This window comes from Arenimonas metalli CF5-1 (genome assembly GCF_000747155.1).
Taxonomy (GTDB): Bacteria; Pseudomonadota; Gammaproteobacteria; order Xanthomonadales; family Xanthomonadaceae; genus Arenimonas; species Arenimonas metalli.
This window is the reverse complement of sequence record NZ_AVCK01000055.1, coordinates 1-19,199: the sequence shown is the minus strand read 5'-3', so window position 1 is coordinate 19,199 and position 19,199 is coordinate 1. Positions and strand designations below refer to the sequence as shown.

The window sequence follows — 19,199 nt, the reverse complement described above, 5'->3', positions numbered from 1 at the left end:
GGGGCTCCCAGGACAGGCATTGAGGTTCGCTCCAAATCTAACCCACTTTCATGTCTTCACCCCAGCCCGCCGGATGGCAGGGGTGGGGGCGGGGCTTCGGCCTCGGCCGGCTGCCGCGCGGGCAGCAGCAGGGTGAACGTAGCGCCCTCGCCGGGCCGGCCGTCGGCGCGGATGGTCCCCCGGTGGCGCTCGACGATGCGGCGGACGATGGCCAGCCCGATGCCGGTGCCTTCGTACTCCTGGCGACCGTGGAGGCGCTGGAAGGGCCCGAAGATCTTCTCCGCGTACTTGGGCTCGAAGCCGATGCCGTTGTCGCCGATGCGCAGCTCCCAGGCCGCGGCACCCTCGAGCGTGGTCGCGGTCGCGGCGAGGGTGACGACGGGCGGGCGGTCCGGGGACCGGAACTTGAGCGCATTCGACAGCAGGTTCTGCAGCATCTGGCGCATCTGGGTCGGATCCGCCTCGATCGTCGGCAAGGGTCCGCGCTCGATCCGGCCGCCACTGGACTCCAGCCGCGCCTCGAGGTCCTCGATCACTTCCGACAGCACCTTGTCCAGGTCCACCTGCGCGAAGGGCTTGCCGCGCGCGACCACCCGCGAGTAGGCCAGCAGGTCGTCGATCAGGGTCTGCATGCGCGCCGCGGCCTGGCCGGTGCGGTCGAGGTAATCGCGCGCCTCGGGCGCCAGCTGCGCGGCGTGGCGCTCCTTGAGGCGGTCGGAGAAGGCGCGGATCTTGCGCAGCGGCTCCTGCAGGTCGTGCGAGGCGATGAAGGCGAAATCCTGCAGCTCGCGGTTGCGGTTGTTGAGGTCGGCCAGGGTCTGACGCAGGGCCTGCTCGGCGCGGCGGCGCTCGGTGATGTCGCGGCCGACGCCGTAGACCAGGCCATCGGCGCCGGGCACCGAGATCCAGTCGATCCAGCGCACCGCGCCGTCCTTGCGCACGTAGCGGTTCTCGAAGTGCAGCGGCACCGGCACCCGCGCCTTGAGCCGGGCGGACCGGTCGCGGGTGGCGCCATGGTCGTCGGGATGGATGAAGTCGGTGAACTCGCGGCTGCACAGCTCCTCGGCGCTGTAGCCGGTGATCTGGGTGAACACCGGGTTGACCTGCAGCCAGCGCCGGGTCGCGGGGTCGTAGATGACGAAGATCTCCGCGGACATGTCGAAGAAGCGGTCGCGCACGCTCAGGCGCTCGATCAGGCGCGCGCGCTCGATCGCGATCGAGGCCATCTGCGCGAACTGCATCGCCACCAGCTGGTCGTCCTCGGTGAACTCGCCCTGCTGCTTGTCGCTCAGCTGCAGCAGGCCCATGTTGCGGCCGGCGCCGTCCACCAGCGGCACCGCCAGCCAGCCGCGCATCGGCGGATGGTCCTTGGCGTGCGGGCCGAAACCGCGCCAACGGGGGTGAGCCTCCAGCTCGGCCTGGGTCAGGCGCATCGGCTGGTTGGTCTCCGCCACCAGCGCGTAGATGCCGCTGTTGTCGGCCGGCGTCGCGTAGTCGCGCCACTTCGCGTATTTCGCGGCCAGCGAAACCGCGTGTATCTGGTGCACCGCCCCGCCCAGGACCACGCTGGCGACGGCCTGGTTTGCGCCGAGGATGGCGCGCGCCTGGTCGGCGAGGAGCTGGTAGAGCTCCTTTTCGGCGATGTCGCGGTTGAGCAGGATCGCCGCGTCGCTGAGGCGGCGCAGCTGGCGGCTGTTGTTCTCGGCGGCATCCAGGGCGTCGGCCAGGTCGCGCTGGTGCTTGCGCAGCAGGCTGATGTCCTGGGCGATGCCGAACACGCCGGTCACCCGCCCGTCCACCACGATCGGCAGGTTGGTGACGCGCATGTCCAGCCGGTGCCCGCCATCGAGCACGGCGGTGGCCTCGTAGGTGCGCGCTTCGCCGCGCACGGCGGCACTGAAGTGGGCCCGCACGATTTCGCGCTGCTCGGGCGCCACGTTGGCATCGAACATCTGGCCGCGCACCTGCTCGATGCTGCGGCCGGTGGCGCGCAGGCGCCCGTTGTAATCGGTGTAGCGCCCGTCGAGGTCCATCGAGTACACCGCATCCGGATGCTCGTCGAACAGGGAGCGGAAGCGCTGCTCGCTGAGCTGGATGCGGCGGTAGTCGGCGACCTGCTCCACCGCCATGGCCACCATCGCGGCCAGGCTGTCCACCACGGCCAGCTCGGCGTCGGTCGGCGTGCGCGGCTGGCGGTAGTAGGTGGCGAAGGTGGCCAGCACCCCGCCCTTGGCGGACAGCACCGGCGTCGACCAGCAGGCGTGCAGGCCGTGCTCCAGGGCCAGGGCGCGGTAGTCCTCCCAGAGCGGGTCGGTGGCGATGTCGGTGACCACCACGCGCTCGCGGCGCCAGGCCGCGGTGCCGCAGGAGCCGGCCTTGGGGCCGATCGGCTGCCCGTGGACGCCGAGCGTGAAGGCCTCGGGCAGGTCCGGTGCCGCGCCGGTGAGCACGCGCTTGCCGTCCTCGTCGAGCAGCAGGATCGAGCACATCGCCTCGGGGTACTGCAGCTGGTACAGGCGGGCGACGGCGTCGAGGGTTTCGGGCAGCGGCCGGCGCGCGGCGATGCCGGCCAGGATCGCGCGCTGGCCGGCCTCGATCCGCTGCGCCAGCTTGGCCGCGGTGATGTCGCGGATGAAGCCGGTGAAGGCGCGCCCGGTCTCCGACTCGACCTCGGTGATCGAGAGCTCGACCTGGATCTCCTCGCCGTCCGCGCGCAGGGCCGACAGCTCCAGGCGCCGGCCCAGCACCCGCTCCTCGCCGGTCTTCAGGTAGCGGCGCATGCCGGCCTCGTGCGCGGCGCGCAGGCCGTGCGGAATGATGACGTCGGAGAGCCTGCGGCCGATCACGTCGGCGCGCGCATGGCCGAACAGGCGCACCGCGGCCGGATTGAACTCGATGATCCGGCCATCGCCGCCCATGGTGATGATGCAGTCGAACGCGCTCTCGACCGTGGTGCGCATGCGCTGCTCGCTCTCGAGCAGCCGGAGCTCCTGCTGCTTGCGCTCGGACACGTCCTGGAAGGCGCCCTGCACGCGCACCACCTTGCCCTGGGCATCGAACACCGGCAGGCCCAGGGCGCGCACCCAGACCCGGCGCCCGCTGGCCGGCAGCAGCTCCATCTGCTCGTCGAAGGGCCGGCCGTTCTCCACGCAGTCGGCCAGCAGGGCACGCAGGCGGTCCCGGTATTCCGGCGCGTAATAGCCGATAGCCTCGTCGACCGGCGGCGAGTAGCCGGCCGGCCGCTCGTGGATCGCGGCCACCTCGTCCGACCAGACCACGCGATTTTCGGCCAGGTCGAGGTACCAGCCACCCAATCGCGCCGCCTGGCCGGCGATGCGCAGCAGCTGTTCGCTGCGCTCGAGCTGCTCCTGGGTGCGCTTGCGCTCGGTGATGTCCTGCACGCTGCCGGCCAGCAGGCGCGGCACGCCGGCCTCGTCGCGGACGAGGCGCGCGCGCTCGTGCACGTGGCCGATGCGGCCGCCGGGCAGCAGGATGCGGTGCTCGATGTCGAGGTCGGGACCGCCGGCCACGGTCGCCTCCTGCGCCCGCCTCACCACCGGGAAGTCATCCGGGTGGACGCGGGCGCTGAAGGCCTCGAAGTTGCCCGCGAACTCGTCCGGGCCCACTTCGAAGATCGAATACACCTCGTCCGACCAGGCCAGGCGCTGGCTGGCCAGGTCGAGTTCCCAGGCGCCCATGCGGGCGACCTGTTGCGCGCGCTGCAGGCTTTCCTTGGCCTCGCGCAGGGCTTGCGACTGGCGCTCCGCCTCGGTGGCGTCGCGCGCCACTGCGAACACCAGCCGTTCGCGCGGCGACCACACCAGCGACCACTGCATGATCGCGACGCGGCCGTCGCGGGCGATGTGGCGGTTGCGGAAGTCGAGAGTGGGCCGGCCCGCCAGCACGTCGGCCATCGCGCGGTGGGTGGCGCCGCGGTCGTCCGGGTGCACCAGGTCGACCACCGACCGGCCCAGCAGTTCGTTCGGCGGATAGCCCCAGACCGTGGCGCTGGCCGCGCTGACCTGGCTGAAGCGGCCGTTGGCGTCGATCGCGCAAATCACGTCCAGCGAGTTGTCCATCACCAGGCGGTTGAGCACCAGCGACTGCTCCAGGCGCCGCGTCAGCTCGCGCAGGGCGTCCTCGGAACGACGGCGGTCGGTGATGTCCTGCACCGCACCGGCCGCGAACAGCGGCTGGCCCTGGTCGTCGTGGACCAGGGTGCCGATCTCGCGCACCGTGCGGGTCTCGCCGTCCGGACGCAGCACCTTGTACTCGAGGTCGATGTCGCCCTCGCCGGCGTGCAGGCTGCGGTGCGCTTCCTGCACCCGCGGACGGTCGTCGAAGGCCACGCGCTCGAGCAGGGCCGGCAGGCCCCGCGCCAAGCGCTGGCCGGCCAGGCCTAAGATCCGCAGGACTTCATCCGACCACTGCAGCTCGCCGGTGGTCAGGTCGTATTCCCAGGCGCCGAGCTGGGCCAGGCGCTGGGCGCGGCTCGAGCTGGCCTGGGCGCGGGCCAGCGCCAGCTCGGCCCGCTTGCGTTCGCCGATGTCCTGGAAATAGACGGCCAGTCCGTTCGGATGCGGGAAGGCGCGAACCGCGAACCAGGTGCCCAGCGGCGGGTAGAACACCTCGAACGCCACCGTGCAGCGCTCGGACACCGCCTTGCGGTACTGGACCTCCACCTCGGTGCCCAGGGCCTCGGGGAAGGCCTCCCATACCGACTGCCCGATCAGCTCTTCCTTCCGTCGCCTGACCAGCGCCTCGGCCCGGGGATTGAGCAGTGCGAAGCGCCATTCCTTGTCCAAGGTATAGAACGCGTCGCTGATGCTGCCGAACACCGTGGCCAGCTCGCGCTCGACGCTGTAGAGCGCCGTGCGCGCACGCTCGTGCTCCTCGACCTGCAGGCGCAAGGCCTGGCCGCGCTGCTCGGCCAGCTCGGCGCGCTCGCGGGCCAGCGCCGCCAGCCGCAACGCCAGCGCCAGCAGCCCGCCGGTGGCCAGGCCGGTGAACAGCAGCAGGTTGGCGAAGTTGCCGGTGCCGGGCACGGGCGCGATAGGCCAGAGCTCGATCCGCAGCGGCGCATTGAGGAATTCCACCTCGCGCACGAGCGCCGCCGGACCTTCGGCCTCGCCGCGCCGGAACACCGCGCGCCCATCGCGTCGCAGCACCAGCGCGTTCTGCGGCACGACGCCGCCGAGCACGCGCGGGAACAGCCGCTCGTACTCGATGGCGGTCACTACGAAGCCCAGGGTCTGGCCGTCGCGGGCGGCGCGCTTGACCACCAGCTCGCCGCGATCGACCGGCGACGAGCGGGCGCCGGCCGAGTCCGTATCCGACTCGGCGTCGCGGAACAGTGCGGCCAGGCCTGCGTCCAGCTCCAGATGCTTGCCCACCAGGTCAGGCGGGTTCTCGAGGCGCGTGTAGACCTCGGTGGCCACACCGTCCGGATCGGCCCAGACCATCGCGGCCATGCTGGGGAAGTCGCGCACGAACAGCTCGGCGTCAAGCCGGAAGTAGCGGCGCTGGGTCTCGGTATCCGTGGCGCGGGTCATGCGGGCCGCCATGCGATCAAGCGCGCCCAGGCGGGTGCGCTCGCCCTCCTCGAGCGCCAGCACCACCACGTCCATCTGGCGCAACAGGGACGCCTTCTCGCGCCGCGCCTGGTCCTGGTTGATGCCGTACCAGACCACCAGCGACGTCAGGGTCACCGCGACCGCCACCACCAGCGGCAGCCACACTCCCCGCCGCCGCTGGCCGTCGCGGACGCCGGCGCCCGGGCCGGCGAAGGCCAGGCCCAGCCCCATCACCAGCATCGCGGCGCCGGTGAGCAGCGCCATCGGCGTGTGCGAACCCCAGGCGCGGACCACGGGCACGTCGACCAGATAGCCGGCCAGCACCACCGCGCCGATCACCGCCACCATGAAGCCGCAGGCCCAGGTCGCCGCCCAGCGGGTCGGCGCCAGCTGCCCGGTGCGCGGCGCCAGCGCGACGCCCAGCGCGGCCAGCAGGAACGCCGTGGCGGTGTTCGGGGCCATGCGCCCCGGCACCACGTCCTCGGCGACGATGCCGTGCGAGATCAGCCATTCGCCAACGCCCAGCGCCAGCCCGGCGTACTCCTCGGCCAGGCTCGCCGCGGCCAGCACCACCACCGGCAGCATCGGCAGCAGCGCCCGGCGGCGCCAACCGACGGCCATCAGCCCCAGGCTGGCCGCGGCAAGCACGCAGGACAGCGCGGTGTTGAACTGCATCGGCACGTAGTCGGTGCCGGCCTGGACGATGTCGGCACTGCCGGTGGCCCAGCCCAGCATCGCCAGCAGCCCAAGGCCCGCGAGCAGCGCCGAGGCCAGCCGCAGCATCCGCTGCGGCTGCGCGCCCAAGCCGGCGACGAGCAGCCATCCGCCCAGCGCGGCGTGCGCGGCGATCGCCGACGCGGCCAGCAGGAATTCATCGCTGCGCGGCGACCGCCCGTCGGCGGCGGCGAAGGCCACGGCGGCCAGCGCCAGCTGCGCGGCGCCCATCACCCGCACCGCGGCATCGCGCAGCGGCGGGCGCGGCGCCCCGGCCAGGCCGAGTCCGACCAGCGCCATGGCGGTGCCCAGGGCCGCCGCCGGCTGCGCCAGCCAGTGCGCCGCCGGCCAGGCCACGAGGCCACCCAGCACGACGAGCAGCAGGCCCGGGAGGATGCGCGTGGCGCCGGCCCGCGCCGGCGCCAGGCCCAACAGCAGGAACCAGGTACCCACCAGGAAGGGCGTGGCCAGGGCCAGCAGCGCCGGCAGGCCGGGGGCCGGCGTGGACGGCCGCACCAGCAGCGCGTCGACCAGCGTCAGCAGCAGCAGGCCGATGCCCGGCACGAGCCAAGGCTGCCCGTCCGGGGACGCGCCGGGAGGCTGCACTGCGTCTGTGCGGTGTTCGTTCCCCATGCGCGACGCCGACTCCACCAGCCATCGCGGCCAGTCTGCCTTTGGCTATAGGAACGCAATTCCGGGGCGAATGCCATGACCGGATTTCGCAGCCAGGGCAGGGATGGTGCCGGCACCCGGATTCGAACTGGGGACCTACCGCTTACAAGGCGGTTGCTCTACCAACTGAGCTATGCCGGCAACGCGGCGGATTCTAACCCGCGGCGCGCGGCCGTGGCGCCGGTCACTCGCAGGCGACCGGGCGCGCTTCGATGCCGGTGGCGCGCGGCAGCAGCGGCTGCCACTGGAAGCCGGGCTCGGCGGCGATGTCGATCCACCACTGCGCGGCGTCCTCGGTGCGCGGCTCCAGCACCGCCTGGAAACCCAGCGTCGCGAGTTCCTCGCGGCGGTTGTTGGCGTTGCCGAGGTCGCGGAACAGCCCGAGCGACACGGTGTTTTCCTGGGCGCCGGCGGTGACGACGTAATAGTCGCGCACGCCCTTGGCGGCGAGCTGGCGCGCGGTGGCGAGCGCGGCCTCGCGGCTGCCGGCGGCGGGCAGGAAGACGCGGTAGCCGCGCAGTTCGGTCGCAGGCACCTCGCGGAACTGGATGCGGGCGACGCCGGGCGTGAGCGCGGCCATCGCCGCGCGCAGCTCCGCCGGCGTGCCGAACGGCCCGAGGCTGAGGCAGCTGGGCTCCGCCGGCAGCGGCACCGGCACCGCGCCCAGTTCGGCGGCATCGGGCGGCGGCGGCGCCTCGGCCTCGCCGAGCAGCACCAGGCTGCCGACGCCATCGTCGCGCGCCGGCGGCGCCAGCGGCTGCGGCGGTTCGTGCAGCGCCCACCAGGCGGCGACGCCGAGGTTGAGGCAGATCAGCAGCACCGCCAGTCCACGCAGGATCATTCGTCCTTGTTCCTCTTGTCGGCGGCGTAGACCGCCAGGCCTTCCAGCACCAGTCCGGGTGCGGATTCGGATTCGATCTCGAGCCACTCGAGCAGGCGCGGCGCGCCGCCGCCGCTGACCAGCACCCGCGGCGCCACGCCGAGCAGGCGGATCGCCTGGCGGTGGCAGCGCTCGACCAGGCCGACCGCGGCGCCGACGCTGCCGCCGGCGAGCGCATCGGCGGTGTCGGTGGCGAAGTCGCAGGCCTCGCCGCCGGCATAGGCCAGCGCGGGGAAGCGCGCGGCCAGCGCCGCGCGCATGTGTTCGGGGCTGGGCGCGATCACGCCGCCGCGGTGCTGGCCGCTGCCGTCGAGCAGGTCGACGGTGAGTGCGCTGCCGGCCGACACCGTCAGCCACGGCCCGGGGCCGCGCGCGTGCGCGGCCAGCAGGCCGAGGAAGCGGTCCACGCCCAGGCGCGCCGGTTCGGCATAGGCGATGCGCACGCCTGCGCATTCGGCCTGGGTGCGCGCGCGCGTGGCCGGGTGGCCGTGGCGGGCCAGCGCTTCGGCCACCGCCGCCGTGGGCTCCGAGCCCGCCACCGAGGCCAGCCAGCAGCGGTCGCCCGGCTGCACGCCGGCCAGCCAGCGCTGCAGCGACGGCGCGAAGTCGGCGGCGCCGTGCGCCCACGCCTGCACCGCACCGAGGCCGCCGGCCGGATCCCAGGGCGCGACCTTGAGCCGCGAGTTGCCGAGGTCGAGGAGCCAGTTCATGCGGCGCGCAAGCTGGCTTCGCCGGCGTGGCAGCGCCGTTCGCCGTCGGCAATTCGCAGGCGCAGCGCGCCGTCGGCGGCGATGCCGGCGGCCACGCCTTCGTACACGCGTTCGCCTTCCACCACGCGCACGGCGCGGCCGGCGAGCAGGTCGTGGCGGTCCCAGGCCTCGAGCCAGGGCGCCAGGCCTTCGCGCTCGAAATTCGCCAGCATCGGCAGCAGGTGGTCGAGCAGGGCGACGCAGACCGCGTGGCGATCGGGCGCGTGTCCGGACAGCCCGGCGAGGTCGCACCAGGGTTGATCGATGGCGCGCGCCGCGTCGGGGGGCATCGCCACGTTGAGGCCGAGGCCGACCACCACGCGCAGCGGCCCGCCGGCGTCGCCGCCGATCTCGACCAGGATGCCGCCGAGCTTGCGGTCGCCGACCAGCAGGTCGTTCGGCCACTTCAGGCCGACGTCGCGGTAGCCGAGCGAATGCAGCGCTTCCGCCGCCGCCACGCCGACCGCCAGGCTCAGGCCCTGCAGCGCGGCGACGCCGCCTTCGAAGCGGCGCGACACGCTGAGGTACACGTGCGCCGCCAGCGGCGACGCCCAGGCGCGGCCGCGGCGGCCGCGCCCCGCCGACTGGCGCTCGGCGAACCACACGCCGCAGCCGCGCGACGGCACCGGCTCGCGCAGCGCCACGGCGTTGGTGGAGTCCGTGTCGAACAGCACCTCCAGGCCCGCCAGCTCGGCGCGCGCCGCCGGGGCCAGCGCCTCCGAAAGCCGCGCGGCGTCGAGCAGCTGCACCGGCCGCGCCAGGGTGTAGCCCTGCCCCGCCTGCGCGTCGATCCCGACGCCCGCCGCGCGCAAGGCCTCGATCCGCTTCCACACCGCGCTGCGCGTGATGCCGAGTTCGCGCGACAGCGCCGCGCCCGAGGCGGGGCCGTCGCACAGCCGCGCCAGCAGCGCGCGGTCAGTCATGCGCGCGGCGCCGCGGCACCAGGAAGCGCGCGCGCTCGAAGCGCGGCTCGGTGCCGGCCCGCAGCCGCGCCACGTTGCTGCGGTGGGTGAACAGGATGAAGACCGCCAGCACGCCTGCGAAGCCCAGCCGCCACGGATCGGCGCCGGTGAGCAGCGCCAGCGGCACCAGGCTGGCCGCGGCGAGGATGGTGGACAACCCGACGTAGCCGCCGAGGCCCAGCACCAGCAGCCAGGTACCGATCAGCACGGCGAGGCCCAGCGGCCACAGCACCAGCAGCACGCCGACCAGGGTGCCCGCGCCCTTGCCGCCGCGGAAGCCATGGAAGACCGGCCACACGTGGCCCAGCACCGCCGCGAAACCGGCCGCCCACGGCAGCCAGGGCTCACCGCCGCCGAAGCGCAGCGCCAGCCACGCCGCCAGCACGCCCTTGCCGACGTCCACCAGCACGGTGCCCAGCGCGAACTTCCAGCCCTGCGTGCGCAGCGCGTTGGTGCCGCCGGCATTGCCGCTGCCCTGCGTGCGGATGTCCACGCCGCGCAGGCGGCCGAGCAGCAGGCTGCCCGACAGCGAGCCAAGCAGGTAGGCAACGACGAGAAGGGCGAACGCGATCATCGCCGCATTATGGGCCAGCCCGCCGCCCCCGTCAGGCCAGCGGCTGCACCGACACCACCAGCGCCCCCGGGCCGGCGTGCGCACCGATCGCCGAGCCGGTTTCGACCAGCCAGCCCTCGGCCACGTCCAGCTCGGCGCGCAGGGTGGCCAGCAGGCGCTCGCCGTCGGCGGCGGCATCGCAGTGGCCGACGATCACGCGCAGGCGCTGGCCGCGCCCCACCCGCCGGGCCACGTAGCGTCCGAAGCGTTCGGGCTGGTTCGCGGCGCCAAACAGGCCGCCGACCACGCCCAGCCGCCCGCTCGGCTTCACCTTCGCCATCGGCGTCAGGCCCAGCCAGTCCACCAGCGGCTTGGCCCAGGCCGGGATGCGGCCGCCGCGCACGGCGTGGCGGACGTCGCGGGCCAGGGCCCAGGTCAGGGTCAGCGGCTTGAGCCGGGCGAGCTCAGCCAGGATCGTCGCCGCGTCGGCGCCGGCCTGGGCCATTTCCGCCGCGCGCATCACCAGCAGGCCTTCGCCGCCGGAGGCATTGCCGGTGTCGAACACGTGGGTGCGGTCGGGATGGCCGCGCTGGGCCGCGGTCTCGGCCGACTGCAGCGTGCCGGAGATCGCGCGCGACAGGCCGACGTAGACCATCTCGCGATGGTGCGAGAGCAGGAACTCGAACTGCCGGCGGAAATCACCCGGCGGCGGCTGGCTGGTGCGCGGCAGCACCAGCTCCGTGCGCAGCTTGCGGTAGAACTCGGCGGTCGAGAGCCCGACCTTGTCCAGGTAATCCTGGTCGCCGAAGTTCACCCGCGCCGGCACCATGTGGATGTTGAGCCGCTGCATCTCGGCTTCGGGCAGGTCGGCCGCGCTGTCGGTGATCACGGCCACCGCGATGGCGCCGGCGGCGGTGCGGGCCTGGGCGTGCATGTCGTCGGCCTTGGCGCCCTCGACGCGGCCGAAGCGCGCCGCCACTTCGAACATCGCGCTCGGGTTGGCCACGTGCGCGTGCAGGCGCAGCCGGGTGTGGCTGCCCGCGATCACCACGCAGGACGAGCCCAGCTCGCCCATCGCCGCGCGCAGGCCGGCGCGGTCCAGGCCTTCGCCGACCAGCAGGCATTCGCTGCACCAGCGATGCTCGGGATCGGCGTCGCCGAGTTCGCCGTGGCCTTCGGCGGCCTCGAGGTCGGCGGGCTGCTCGTCGGCGACGCCAATCGCGTCGACGGCGCCGGAGGCGATGAACTCGTCGATGCCCTCGAGCAGGTCGACGAAGCCCTGCGCGCCCGCATCCACCACGCCGGCCTTGGCCAACACCGGCAGCTGGTTGGGGGTGTTCGCCAATGCGCGCCGGCTGTGCTCGAGCCCGCGCCGGAACCATTCGCCGAGGTCGCCGCCGCCGGGATGCTCCAGCGCTTCGGCGAAGGCGGCGATCACGCTGATGATGGTGCCCTCGCGCGGCTCCGACAGCGCCTGCCGCGCGGACGCGGCGCCGGCGCGGATGGCGCGGGCCAGGGCCTCGGGCTCGAGCGCACGGGCACTGCCCGCGGCCTCGGCGACACCGGTGAGGAACTGCGCGAGGATCGCGCCGGAATTGCCGCGGGCGCCGTCCACCGCGTCCTCGCCGACCCGGCGCAGCAGGTCGCCGGCGCCCTGGGTGCGGCGGCTCAGCGCGCCGGCCAGCACGCCGCCGAGGGTGAAGGCGAGGTTGCTGCCGGTGTCGCCGTCGGGCACCGGGAAGACGTTGATCTTGTTGAGCTGTTCGCGCTGGGCGATGACGCGGCGGGCGCCGGCGATCAGGGCGCGACGGAGCGCGGGGCCGCGGATCAGCGGGCGGGGAGATTCAAGGAATGCGGCGTTCATGGGCTGCCGGAGTCTGCCGCAAAACGCGCGCCGGCGGCCATGCTGCGCCGCCGCATCCGGGGCGCCCGGCAGCGGCCGGAAAAGGGGGTTAGAATCCCGCGTTGCAACCCTCGGGCCCGCCACGGCATCCGAAGGGACGTCCCCCACCGAAGGTGTCCGCCATGTACCGCATGCTGCTCGCCCTCAGCCTCGCCCTCGCCGCCCCGGCCGCGCTCGCCGCCGAACCCGTGCCGGTCGAATCCGAGGCCCCGGGTTGCACCAAGGCCAAGCCCGCCGCCGGCGAGGCGCCGGCCGCGGCCGATGGCTCCACCACCGCCACCCGCCCGGGCACGCCCGCGCCGGTGCGGCCGCGCGCCACCGGCACCCGCAGCGGTCCGCGCTGGCACAGCCTGCTGCCCGGGATGATCCGCTAAGGCCGACGCCTTGCCTGTGGCACGCATCGCCCGCACGCTGCGGGCATGAAGTCCCTGCTCCGCCGCCTGCTGCCCGCCCCGCCCGCGCTGTCCCCGGAGGACGCCGCGGGCCTGCTCGCCGACCTGCCCTGGCTCTCGCGCCTCGACGACGCGCGCCGCGAACGCCTGTTCGCGCTCACCGCCCGCTTCCTGGCCCGCAAGGCCATCACGCCCGTGCACGGGCTGGTGCTGTCGCCGGTGCACAAGCGCCGGCTGGCCGCGCTGGCCTGCCTGCCCCTGCTCGAGTTCGGTGAAGAAGGCCTGCGCGGCTGGTCGGAGGTGATCGTCTATCCCGGCGCCTTCCGCGTGCACCGCCGCCACCACGACGAGGACACCGGCGTGGTCGCCGAGTGGGAGGACGAGCTCGCGGGCGAGGCCTGGGACCAGGGCCCGCTGGTGCTGTCCTGGGATGACATCGAGGCCGACCTGGCCGAGCCCGAGGCCGGCTTCCAGCTGGTGGTTCACGAGATGGCGCACAAGCTCGACGCGCTCGACGGCGCGATGGACGGCACCCCGCCGCTGCCCGCGGCCTGGCAGCGCGAGTGGGCGCGGGACTTCCAGGCGGCCTACGAAGCCTTCTGCGCGCGCGTGGACGCGGGCGAGGACACGCCGATCGATCCGTACGCGGCCGAGGCGCCCGAGGAATTCTTCGCCGTCACCAGCGAGTACCACTTCTCCGCGCCGGCGCTGCTGGCCGCCGAAATGCCGGCCGTGGCCGCGCACCTGCATCGCTTCTACGGCCGTTCGCCGATTCCCGCGGCCTGACGCGCGCGGCCGGCTCAGAACGCCGGCGGGATGCGCACCTGGAAGCGGGCGCCGCCCAGTTCGGGGGCGCGCTCCACCCGCAGCTGGCCGCGGTAGGCCGCCACGATGTCCTGCACGATCGACAGGCCGATGCCGTGGCCCTGCACCCGCTCGTCGCCGCGCACGCCGCGCTGCAGCAGGCGCTCCACCGCCTCGGCCGGGATGCCGGGGCCATCGTCGTCGACGATGAAGTTCACGCCCGGGCGCTGGTTGGGCGCGGCCGGCTCGACCTGCACCACCAGCAGCACGCGCTTGCGGGCCCACTTGAAGGCGTTCTCGAGCAGGTTGCCCAGCAACTCCTGCAGGTCGCCCAGCTCGCCGTAGAAGCGCGCGCTGGCGTCGATCTCGAATTCGCACAGCACGCCCTTGGCGGCGTACACCTTCTCCAGGCCGGCGACGATCTCCTCGGCGCGCGCCTCGATCTCGATCGGCGCGGCGAATAGCGCGTGGCCGCTGCGGGCGGCGCGCGAAAGCTGGTAGGACACGATCTCGTTCATGCGCTGCACCTGCGCCGCGACCTCGGTGCGCAGCTCCTCGTGGCTGGCATCGGCCTCCAGGCGCGAGCGCAGCACGGCCAGCGGCGTCTTGAGGCTGTGGGCGAGGTCGGAGAGCGTGTTGCGGCTGCGCTCGAGGTGGCTGCGCTCGGATTCGATCAGGTTGTTGATCGATTCGGTGATCGATTCAAGCTCGCGCGGATGCCGGCCGGACAGGCGCTGGCTCTGCGCCTTGCGCACGCGCGCCAGCTCGCGCTCGACGTTGCGCAGCGGCATCAGGCTCCAGCGCAGCACCAGCACCTGCACCATCAGCAGCAGGCCGGCGGCCAGGCCGAGGTAGCCCCAGAGCGCGCGCCGGAACACGTTGACCTGGTCCTGGATCTGGGCCGCGTCCTCGTAGACGCTGAAGGTCAGGCGGAAATCACCGGCCGACTCCCAGATCACGCCGATCGAATAGGCGTAGACGCTGTTCTCCATGCCGCGCGCATCGATGATGCGCAGCGGCCCTTCGAAGCGGCGCTCGCCGGGCTCTAGGAAGGCCACCGGCGGCAGCGAGCGCCCCAGCGACGAGGCCGACTCCCAGCGCAGGCCATCGCCGCGCACGCTGGCGTAGAGGCCGCTGCCCGGGATCATGAAGCGGATGTCGGGCGGCGTTTCCGGCGAGATGAAGGCGCGGCCGCGGTCGAGCTCGCTGCCGGAAAGATAGCCGTTGGCCAAGTCGGCCAGGCGTTCGCGCAGGGCGTTCTGGGCGGTGTCGACGAAGGCGCGGTCGAGCGCGTAGCCGGTCAGCCCGAGGAAGGCGACCAGCGCGAGGCTGGCCGCCAGCAGCTGTCGGGCCTGCAGCGAAAGCGTGCGCCAGCCGCGCAAGGCGGCTTACTCGTCGCGCGGGATGGCGAAGCGGTAGCCGCGGCCGCGGACGGTCTCGATCGGCTTGATCTCGCCTTCCGGATCGAGCTTCTTGCGCAGGCGGCCGATGAAGACCTCGAGCACGTTCGAATCGCGGTCGAAATCCTGCTGGTAGATGTGCTCGGTCAGGTCGGCCTTCGAGACCAGCTCGCCGGCGTGCAGCATCAGGTACTCGAGCACCTTGTACTCGTAGCTGGTCAGGTCGACTCCGACGCCGTTGACGGTGACCGTCTGGGCCGAGAGGTCGAGCTTGACCGGGCCGCAGTCGAGCGAGGGCTTGGACCAGCCCGCGGCGCGGCGCAACAGGGCGTTCATGCGGGCCAGCAGCTCTTCGACATGGAAGGGCTTGACCAGGTAGTCGTCGGCGCCGGACTTCAGGCCCTCGACCTTGTCCTGCCAGCTCGAGCGCGCGGTCAGGATCAGGATCGGGAATTTCTGGCCCTCGGCGCGCAGCGCCTTGACCAGGTCCATGCCCGACATCTTGGGCAGGCCCAGGTCGATCACGGCGATGTCGAACGGCACTTCGCGGCCGTGGTACAGGCCTTCCTCGCCGTCACCGGCGGTATCCACGGCGAAACCCTCGCGCTTCAGGCGCGCAGCCAGGGTCTCGCGCAGCGGGGCTTCATCCTCGACCAGCAGTACGCGCATGTCGTCTCCTTTCGACAGGGGCCGACCCTTGCGGGCAGGCGAAACAGGAACGGGAACGGATCAGTCGAGCTCGCGGGGCATGTCGTCGCCACGCGGGGGCGGGGCGGCGGGCTCGGTGCGGACCGGGGTGCGTGGGCGGATCAGGCTGTCGCGCCGGCTTTCGCGCTCGCGAAGCTGGAACCGCGCCTCGCGGGGCGGCGGACGCACGGACGGGCCGTCCTGGTCCTGCAGCACGCGCACGCGGCCTTCCGGGGTGAGCACCTTGAGGCGGTAGACCTGGCGGCCGCCGCGCTGCATCGGCTCGGCCTGCAGCACGCGCCCGCCGTCGCGTTCGACCTGCCGCACGCGGGCGCCGGCGTCCTCGCGCTGGCTCGGGCGCGGCGCCTCGTCCTGCGCCTGCACGGGCGCGACCGCCACGAAGGCGATCAACAGCAGCAGGGGGCGAAGGGCGGTTGGCATCGTCGGGATACTAGCTCCAAGGGGGTCCGCTAGCCAGCCGGACCATGCGACGAAGTCTGGGCGGGAGGCGGTGAATCCTTTCTGAACCCTAAGCGCTTCAAATACTTGGCGGCGGGCAGGGTTCAGCACTCAGTAGATTTCAGCCACGCAGCAGCGCAGCGAGCCACCGGCCTTCTCGATTTCATCCAGCGGCACGGCGCCGACCTCGAAGCCCGCCGCGGCCAGCACGGCGCGCTGGTCGTCGCGCAGCGCCGCGGCGCCGGCGGCGCTGAACCAGGCGCGCCCGGGGGCCAGGGCGATGCAGTTGCCGGCGAAGGCGGCCTTCTGCGCGGGATCCAGCAGCACCACCGCCGGGGCATAAAGGCTGGCGATGGCGGCGGCCACGCCAGGGTCGGCGAAGCCGGCCGGGCAGGCCACCAGGGCGCGGCCGGCCAGCACGCTCATCACCACGTTGGCGTGGTACTCGCCGGGCGCGAGGTCGAACAGCAGGGTCGCGCGCAGGCCGAGCGCGGCGTGCAGGGCCGCGGCGCCGGCTTCGTCGCAGCGCTCGCCGAGGCCGGCGAAGGCGATGCCGCGGGCGCGGTCGACCACCACCGAGCCGGTGAGCTCACAGACGCCGGGCCGGCTTCGCAGGTCCACTTCCTCGCGGCCCATGGCGCGGAAGAAGCCGCGGATGTCGGCCCGCTCGGCCTCGCGCTGGCGCACCGGGTGGCGCATGCGCCCGACCAGCAGCCGGCCCGGCGCGGTGGCGAAGACGTTGTTCGGGAACAGCCCGTCCGGCGCCGCCGGATCGCCCGGGAAGGCCACCACCGGCAGGTCCTGCGCCAGCGCGCGCTGCAGGCCGCGGTGCTGGTCCAGCGCGCGCGCCGGGTCCACGGCGGCCGAAAGATCCATGTAGGCGTTGTCGCTGGCCGACTGCTCGGCCAGGGCGAAGCCCTCCGGCGTCACCAGGAACGCAGCCGACGCACACGACGGCCCGAAGTCCGGCGCCAGCGACCGCGCGTGGGCCACGAAGGCGGCGGCGTCGCGCGTGATCATGCGGCGCGCCCGGCGCGCGTGGTCATCGCCAGCGCCTGCTCGATCAGCTCCCAGCCCGCGCCCGGGCGCGGCGCGCCTTCGCTGATGACCTGGCGGAACGCGCGCCCGCCCGGCTGGCCGTGGAAGAGCCCGAGCAAATGGCGGCTGACGTGCTTGAGCGCGACGCCGCGCGCGCGCTGCGACTCGATGTAGGGCCGCAGCGAACGCAGCAGCTCGGCCCGATCGCGGGGCGGCGCGCCCGGCGCGAACATCGCCTGGTCCATCAGGTGCAGGCGGTAGGGCTCGTGGTACGCGGCGCGGCCGATCATCACGCCGTCGACGTGGTCCAGCGCCGCCACGGCGTCCTCCACCGTGGCCAGTCCGCCGTTGAGCAGGATGCGCAGCTTCGGCCGCTCGCGCTTGAGGCGATGCACCCAGTCGTAGCGCAGCGGCGGGATCTCGCGGTTTTCCTTCGGGCTCAGGCCCTGCAGCCAGGCCTTGCGCGCATGCACCACGAACAGGCCGCAGCCCGCGGCGGCGACGGTATCGACGAAGGCCAGGAACACCTCGTAGTCCTCCATCTCGTCCACGCCCAGCCGGCACTTCACCGTCACCGGCACCGGCGAGGCGGCCGCCATCGCGGCGACGCACTCGGCCACCAGCCGCGGCTCGCGCATCAGGCAGGCGCCGAAACGCCCGGCCTGCACGCGATCGGACGGGCAGCCGACGTTGAGGTTGATCTCGTCGTAGCCCCAGTCGGCGCCGATGCGGCTGGCCTCGGCCAGGTGCGCGGGATCGCTGCCGCCCAGCTGCAGCGCCACGGGATGTTCAATCGGATCGAAGCCCAGCAGACGGTCGCGGTCGCCGTGGATCACCGCCTGCGCGTGCACCATCTCGGTGTAGAGCCGGGCATTGGGCGCCAGCAGGCGGTGGAAGACGCGGCAGTGCCGGTCGGTCCAGTCCATCATCGGCGCCACCGTCAGGCGGGTGGCTTCGGGGGCGGGCAGCGGGATCATCGCGGCAGTTTACCGGCGCGGGCCCCCTGGCCGCTCGACCCTCAGCCTGGCAGCGGGCGTCCGCTCGCGTCGGTAAGCAGCCGGAAACGCCGGTTCCCGAGATAGAAGGTGAACCGGTACCGCCCGGCATCCTCGCCGGTGCCGCGCTCGCACAAGGTGGCGATGCGCCGGTCCGCCAGCATCGCCGGCACCTGCGCGGGTGCCAGGCCCAGGCCGGATGCCACGAGGGCGGCATCCACTTCGACGGAAGCCCGCGCCGCAGCGTCGGCGGCGGTCGCCCCGGGCCCCTCGGCCGCCGAGGTGCCGATCCCCGCCGCATCCAGCGCTTCGGCCACGCCGCTGAGCTGGTGCGAACCGAAGTCGTTCCAAACGATGTCCATCCCATGCCTCCCTCGTGAACGGCGGGTCATTGCCCAGGCTGACCGGCTGCCATGCTGGCCCCGACGGCGGCGCCCGTCCCTGACCTGGATCAGCCGCGGGCGCGACCGGGCCAGCTGACGCAAGTCAAAGCAGCGGCCGCCAACCGGTACACACTGGAGGCCTGGCCATTCCGGAGAACCGCCATGGATCGCGTAAAGGGAAAAACCTGCATCGTCACGGGCGCGGCGCTCGGCATCGGCAAGGCCTGCGCCGAACGGCTGGCCGGGGAAGGCGGCGCGGTCGCGCTGTTCGACCTGCATGACGCCGAGGGCGAGGCCGTCGCCGCAGCCCTGCGCGCGCAGGGCGCCCGTGCCCGCTACTGGCACGTCGATGTCAGTGACGAGGCCGCGGTGAAGCGCGCCGTGGACGAGGCCGCGGCCGAGTTCGGCGGCGTGCACGTGCTGGTCAACAACGCCGGCATCTCCGGCTCCACCAAGCTCACCCACGAGATCACCGAAGCCGAGTGGGACCGGGTGCAGGCGGTGAACGTCAAGGGCGTGCTGTTCTGCTGCAAGCACGCGATCCCGCACATGAAGGCGGCCGGTGGCGGCAGCATCATCAACCTTTCGTCCATCTACGGCCTGGTCGGCGCGCCCGACGTACCCGCCTACCACGCCTCCAAGGGCGCGGTGCGGCTGATGAGCAAGACCGACGCGCTCTGCTACGCCGCCGACAGGATCCGGGTGAACTCGGTGCACCCCGGCTACATCTGGACGCCGATGGTCGAGGGCCACCTCAAGGCCAGCGGCGCCACCGACGTCGCCGCCGCGCGCAAGGCGGTCGGGGAGCTGCATCCGCTCGGCCACATGGGCGACGTCGACGACATCGCGTGGGGCATCGTCTACCTGGCCTCCGACGAATCCAAGTTCGTCACCGGCGCCGAGCTGGCCATCGACGGCGGCTACACCGCGCGCTGATTACTCGCACACCCCTTGATCCTGGCGCCGGGGACACCGCGGAAGCGAAGGTCACTTCCTGCTCAGTGAAGCCGGCGGTCTCAATCGGTCGACGCAACA

Annotated in this window: 15 protein-coding genes and 1 tRNA gene; 3 read left to right on the top strand and 13 right to left on the bottom strand. The window is 73.1% G+C overall.

Translation table 11 applies throughout. From position 1 onward, the window contains the following. Positions 1-56: 56 nt before the first annotated feature. The 7 genes from N787_RS11785 to N787_RS11755 all read right to left on the bottom strand — a co-directional run bounded on the left by N787_RS11785 (position 57) and on the right by N787_RS11755 (position 11,967). On the bottom strand, positions 57-6,851 hold the full coding sequence (locus N787_RS11785; protein ID WP_034214401.1) for a PAS domain S-box protein: 6,795 nt from the start codon (positions 6,849-6,851) through the stop codon (positions 57-59). Positions 6,852-7,024: 173 nt separating this feature from the next. Beyond that, positions 7,025-7,100 (bottom strand) — tRNA-Thr (locus N787_RS11780). Positions 7,101-7,143: 43 nt separating this feature from the next. Beyond that, positions 7,144-7,800 (bottom strand): SPOR domain-containing protein, encoded by a 657-nt coding sequence (locus N787_RS11775; protein ID WP_034214400.1) that lies wholly within the window; start codon positions 7,798-7,800, stop codon positions 7,144-7,146. After that, the gene (locus N787_RS11770; RefSeq protein ID WP_034214397.1) at positions 7,797-8,549 is read right to left on the bottom strand and encodes a type III pantothenate kinase; all 753 of its coding nucleotides are present in this window, start codon (positions 8,547-8,549) and stop codon (positions 7,797-7,799) included. Before N787_RS11770 ends, N787_RS11775 begins: the two co-directional genes overlap by 4 nt. After that, positions 8,546-9,511 (bottom strand): bifunctional biotin--[acetyl-CoA-carboxylase] ligase/biotin operon repressor BirA, encoded by a 966-nt coding sequence (gene birA / locus N787_RS11765; RefSeq protein WP_034214395.1) that lies wholly within the window; start codon positions 9,509-9,511, stop codon positions 8,546-8,548. Before birA ends, N787_RS11770 begins: the two co-directional genes overlap by 4 nt. Next, a complete protein-coding gene (gene plsY, locus N787_RS11760) occupies positions 9,504-10,124 on the bottom strand; it encodes a glycerol-3-phosphate 1-O-acyltransferase PlsY (protein ID WP_034214392.1) in 621 nt (206 codons plus the stop codon). Before plsY ends, birA begins: the two co-directional genes overlap by 8 nt. Before the next feature lie 31 nt (positions 10,125-10,155). Then, the gene (locus N787_RS11755) at positions 10,156-11,967 is read right to left on the bottom strand and encodes a DegV family protein (RefSeq protein WP_034214389.1); all 1,812 of its coding nucleotides are present in this window, start codon (positions 11,965-11,967) and stop codon (positions 10,156-10,158) included. Between the two features lie 161 nt (positions 11,968-12,128). Here N787_RS11755 and N787_RS14480 point away from each other — a divergent pair, with 161 nt between their 5' ends. Beyond that, complete coding sequence (locus N787_RS14480) at positions 12,129-12,380, top strand: hypothetical protein (protein ID WP_052575424.1); 252 nt, start codon at positions 12,129-12,131, stop codon at positions 12,378-12,380. A gap of 45 nt (positions 12,381-12,425) precedes the next feature. After that, complete coding sequence (locus tag N787_RS11745) at positions 12,426-13,184, top strand: M90 family metallopeptidase (protein ID WP_034214383.1); 759 nt, start codon at positions 12,426-12,428, stop codon at positions 13,182-13,184. Positions 13,185-13,198: 14 nt separating this feature from the next. Here the strand turns inward: N787_RS11745 and N787_RS11740 are convergent, their stop codons facing one another. From N787_RS11740 to N787_RS11715, 6 genes are all read right to left on the bottom strand, one after another. Further along, positions 13,199-14,584, bottom strand: a complete 1,386-nt coding sequence (locus tag N787_RS11740) for an ATP-binding protein (RefSeq protein WP_034214381.1) — start codon at positions 14,582-14,584, stop codon at positions 13,199-13,201. Positions 14,585-14,590: 6 nt separating this feature from the next. After that, positions 14,591-15,271, bottom strand: coding sequence for a response regulator transcription factor (locus N787_RS11735; RefSeq protein WP_034214380.1), 681 nt, complete (start codon positions 15,269-15,271; stop codon positions 14,591-14,593). 60 nt (positions 15,272-15,331) lie between these two features. Further along, positions 15,332-15,730, bottom strand: a complete 399-nt coding sequence (locus N787_RS14475) for a hypothetical protein (protein ID WP_052575423.1) — start codon at positions 15,728-15,730, stop codon at positions 15,332-15,334. Between the two features lie 129 nt (positions 15,731-15,859). Then, entirely contained in the window at positions 15,860-16,768 is a 909-nt protein-coding gene (locus N787_RS11725; protein WP_034214377.1) for an arginine deiminase-related protein, read from the bottom strand. Further along, a complete protein-coding gene (dusA, locus tag N787_RS11720; protein ID WP_034214374.1) occupies positions 16,765-17,763 on the bottom strand; it encodes a tRNA dihydrouridine(20/20a) synthase DusA in 999 nt (332 codons plus the stop codon). Before dusA ends, N787_RS11725 begins: the two co-directional genes overlap by 4 nt. 41 nt (positions 17,764-17,804) lie before the next feature. Beyond that, positions 17,805-18,143 carry a DUF6522 family protein gene (locus N787_RS11715; protein ID WP_245594008.1) on the bottom strand — a complete coding sequence of 113 codons (339 nt, stop codon included), beginning with the start codon at positions 18,141-18,143 and terminating at the stop codon, positions 17,805-17,807. 183 nt (positions 18,144-18,326) lie between these two features. Here N787_RS11715 and N787_RS11710 point away from each other — a divergent pair, with 183 nt between their 5' ends. Next, positions 18,327-19,100 (top strand): SDR family NAD(P)-dependent oxidoreductase, encoded by a 774-nt coding sequence (locus N787_RS11710; RefSeq protein ID WP_034214361.1) that lies wholly within the window; start codon positions 18,327-18,329, stop codon positions 19,098-19,100. Positions 19,101-19,199: the final 99 nt, after the last annotated feature.

What these genes read in the sequence shown, in the direction of transcription:
- N787_RS11770 (WP_034214397.1), bottom strand. Translation starts at nt 8,549, where the DNA reads ATGAACTGGCTCCTCGACCTCGGCAACTCGCGGCTCAAGGTCGCGCCC.
- N787_RS11725 (WP_034214377.1), bottom strand. Translation starts at nt 16,768, where the DNA reads ATGATCACGCGCGACGCCGCCGCCTTCGTGGCCCACGCGCGGTCGCTG.
- dusA (WP_034214374.1), bottom strand. Translation starts at nt 17,763, where the DNA reads ATGATCCCGCTGCCCGCCCCCGAAGCCACCCGCCTGACGGTGGCGCCG.
- N787_RS11755 (WP_034214389.1), bottom strand. Translation starts at nt 11,967, where the DNA reads ATGAACGCCGCATTCCTTGAATCTCCCCGCCCGCTGATCCGCGGCCCC.
- N787_RS11735 (WP_034214380.1), bottom strand. Translation starts at nt 15,271, where the DNA reads ATGCGCGTACTGCTGGTCGAGGATGAAGCCCCGCTGCGCGAGACCCTG.
- birA (WP_034214395.1), bottom strand. Translation starts at nt 9,511, where the DNA reads ATGACTGACCGCGCGCTGCTGGCGCGGCTGTGCGACGGCCCCGCCTCG.
- N787_RS11710 (WP_034214361.1), top strand. Translation starts at nt 18,327, where the DNA reads ATGGATCGCGTAAAGGGAAAAACCTGCATCGTCACGGGCGCGGCGCTC.
- N787_RS11745 (WP_034214383.1), top strand. Translation starts at nt 12,426, where the DNA reads ATGAAGTCCCTGCTCCGCCGCCTGCTGCCCGCCCCGCCCGCGCTGTCC.
- N787_RS14475 (WP_052575423.1), bottom strand. Translation starts at nt 15,730, where the DNA reads ATGCCAACCGCCCTTCGCCCCCTGCTGCTGTTGATCGCCTTCGTGGCG.
- N787_RS14480 (WP_052575424.1), top strand. Translation starts at nt 12,129, where the DNA reads ATGTACCGCATGCTGCTCGCCCTCAGCCTCGCCCTCGCCGCCCCGGCC.
- plsY (WP_034214392.1), bottom strand. Translation starts at nt 10,124, where the DNA reads ATGATCGCGTTCGCCCTTCTCGTCGTTGCCTACCTGCTTGGCTCGCTG.
- N787_RS11715 (WP_245594008.1), bottom strand. Translation starts at nt 18,143, where the DNA reads ATGGACATCGTTTGGAACGACTTCGGTTCGCACCAGCTCAGCGGCGTG.
- N787_RS11775 (WP_034214400.1), bottom strand. Translation starts at nt 7,800, where the DNA reads ATGATCCTGCGTGGACTGGCGGTGCTGCTGATCTGCCTCAACCTCGGC.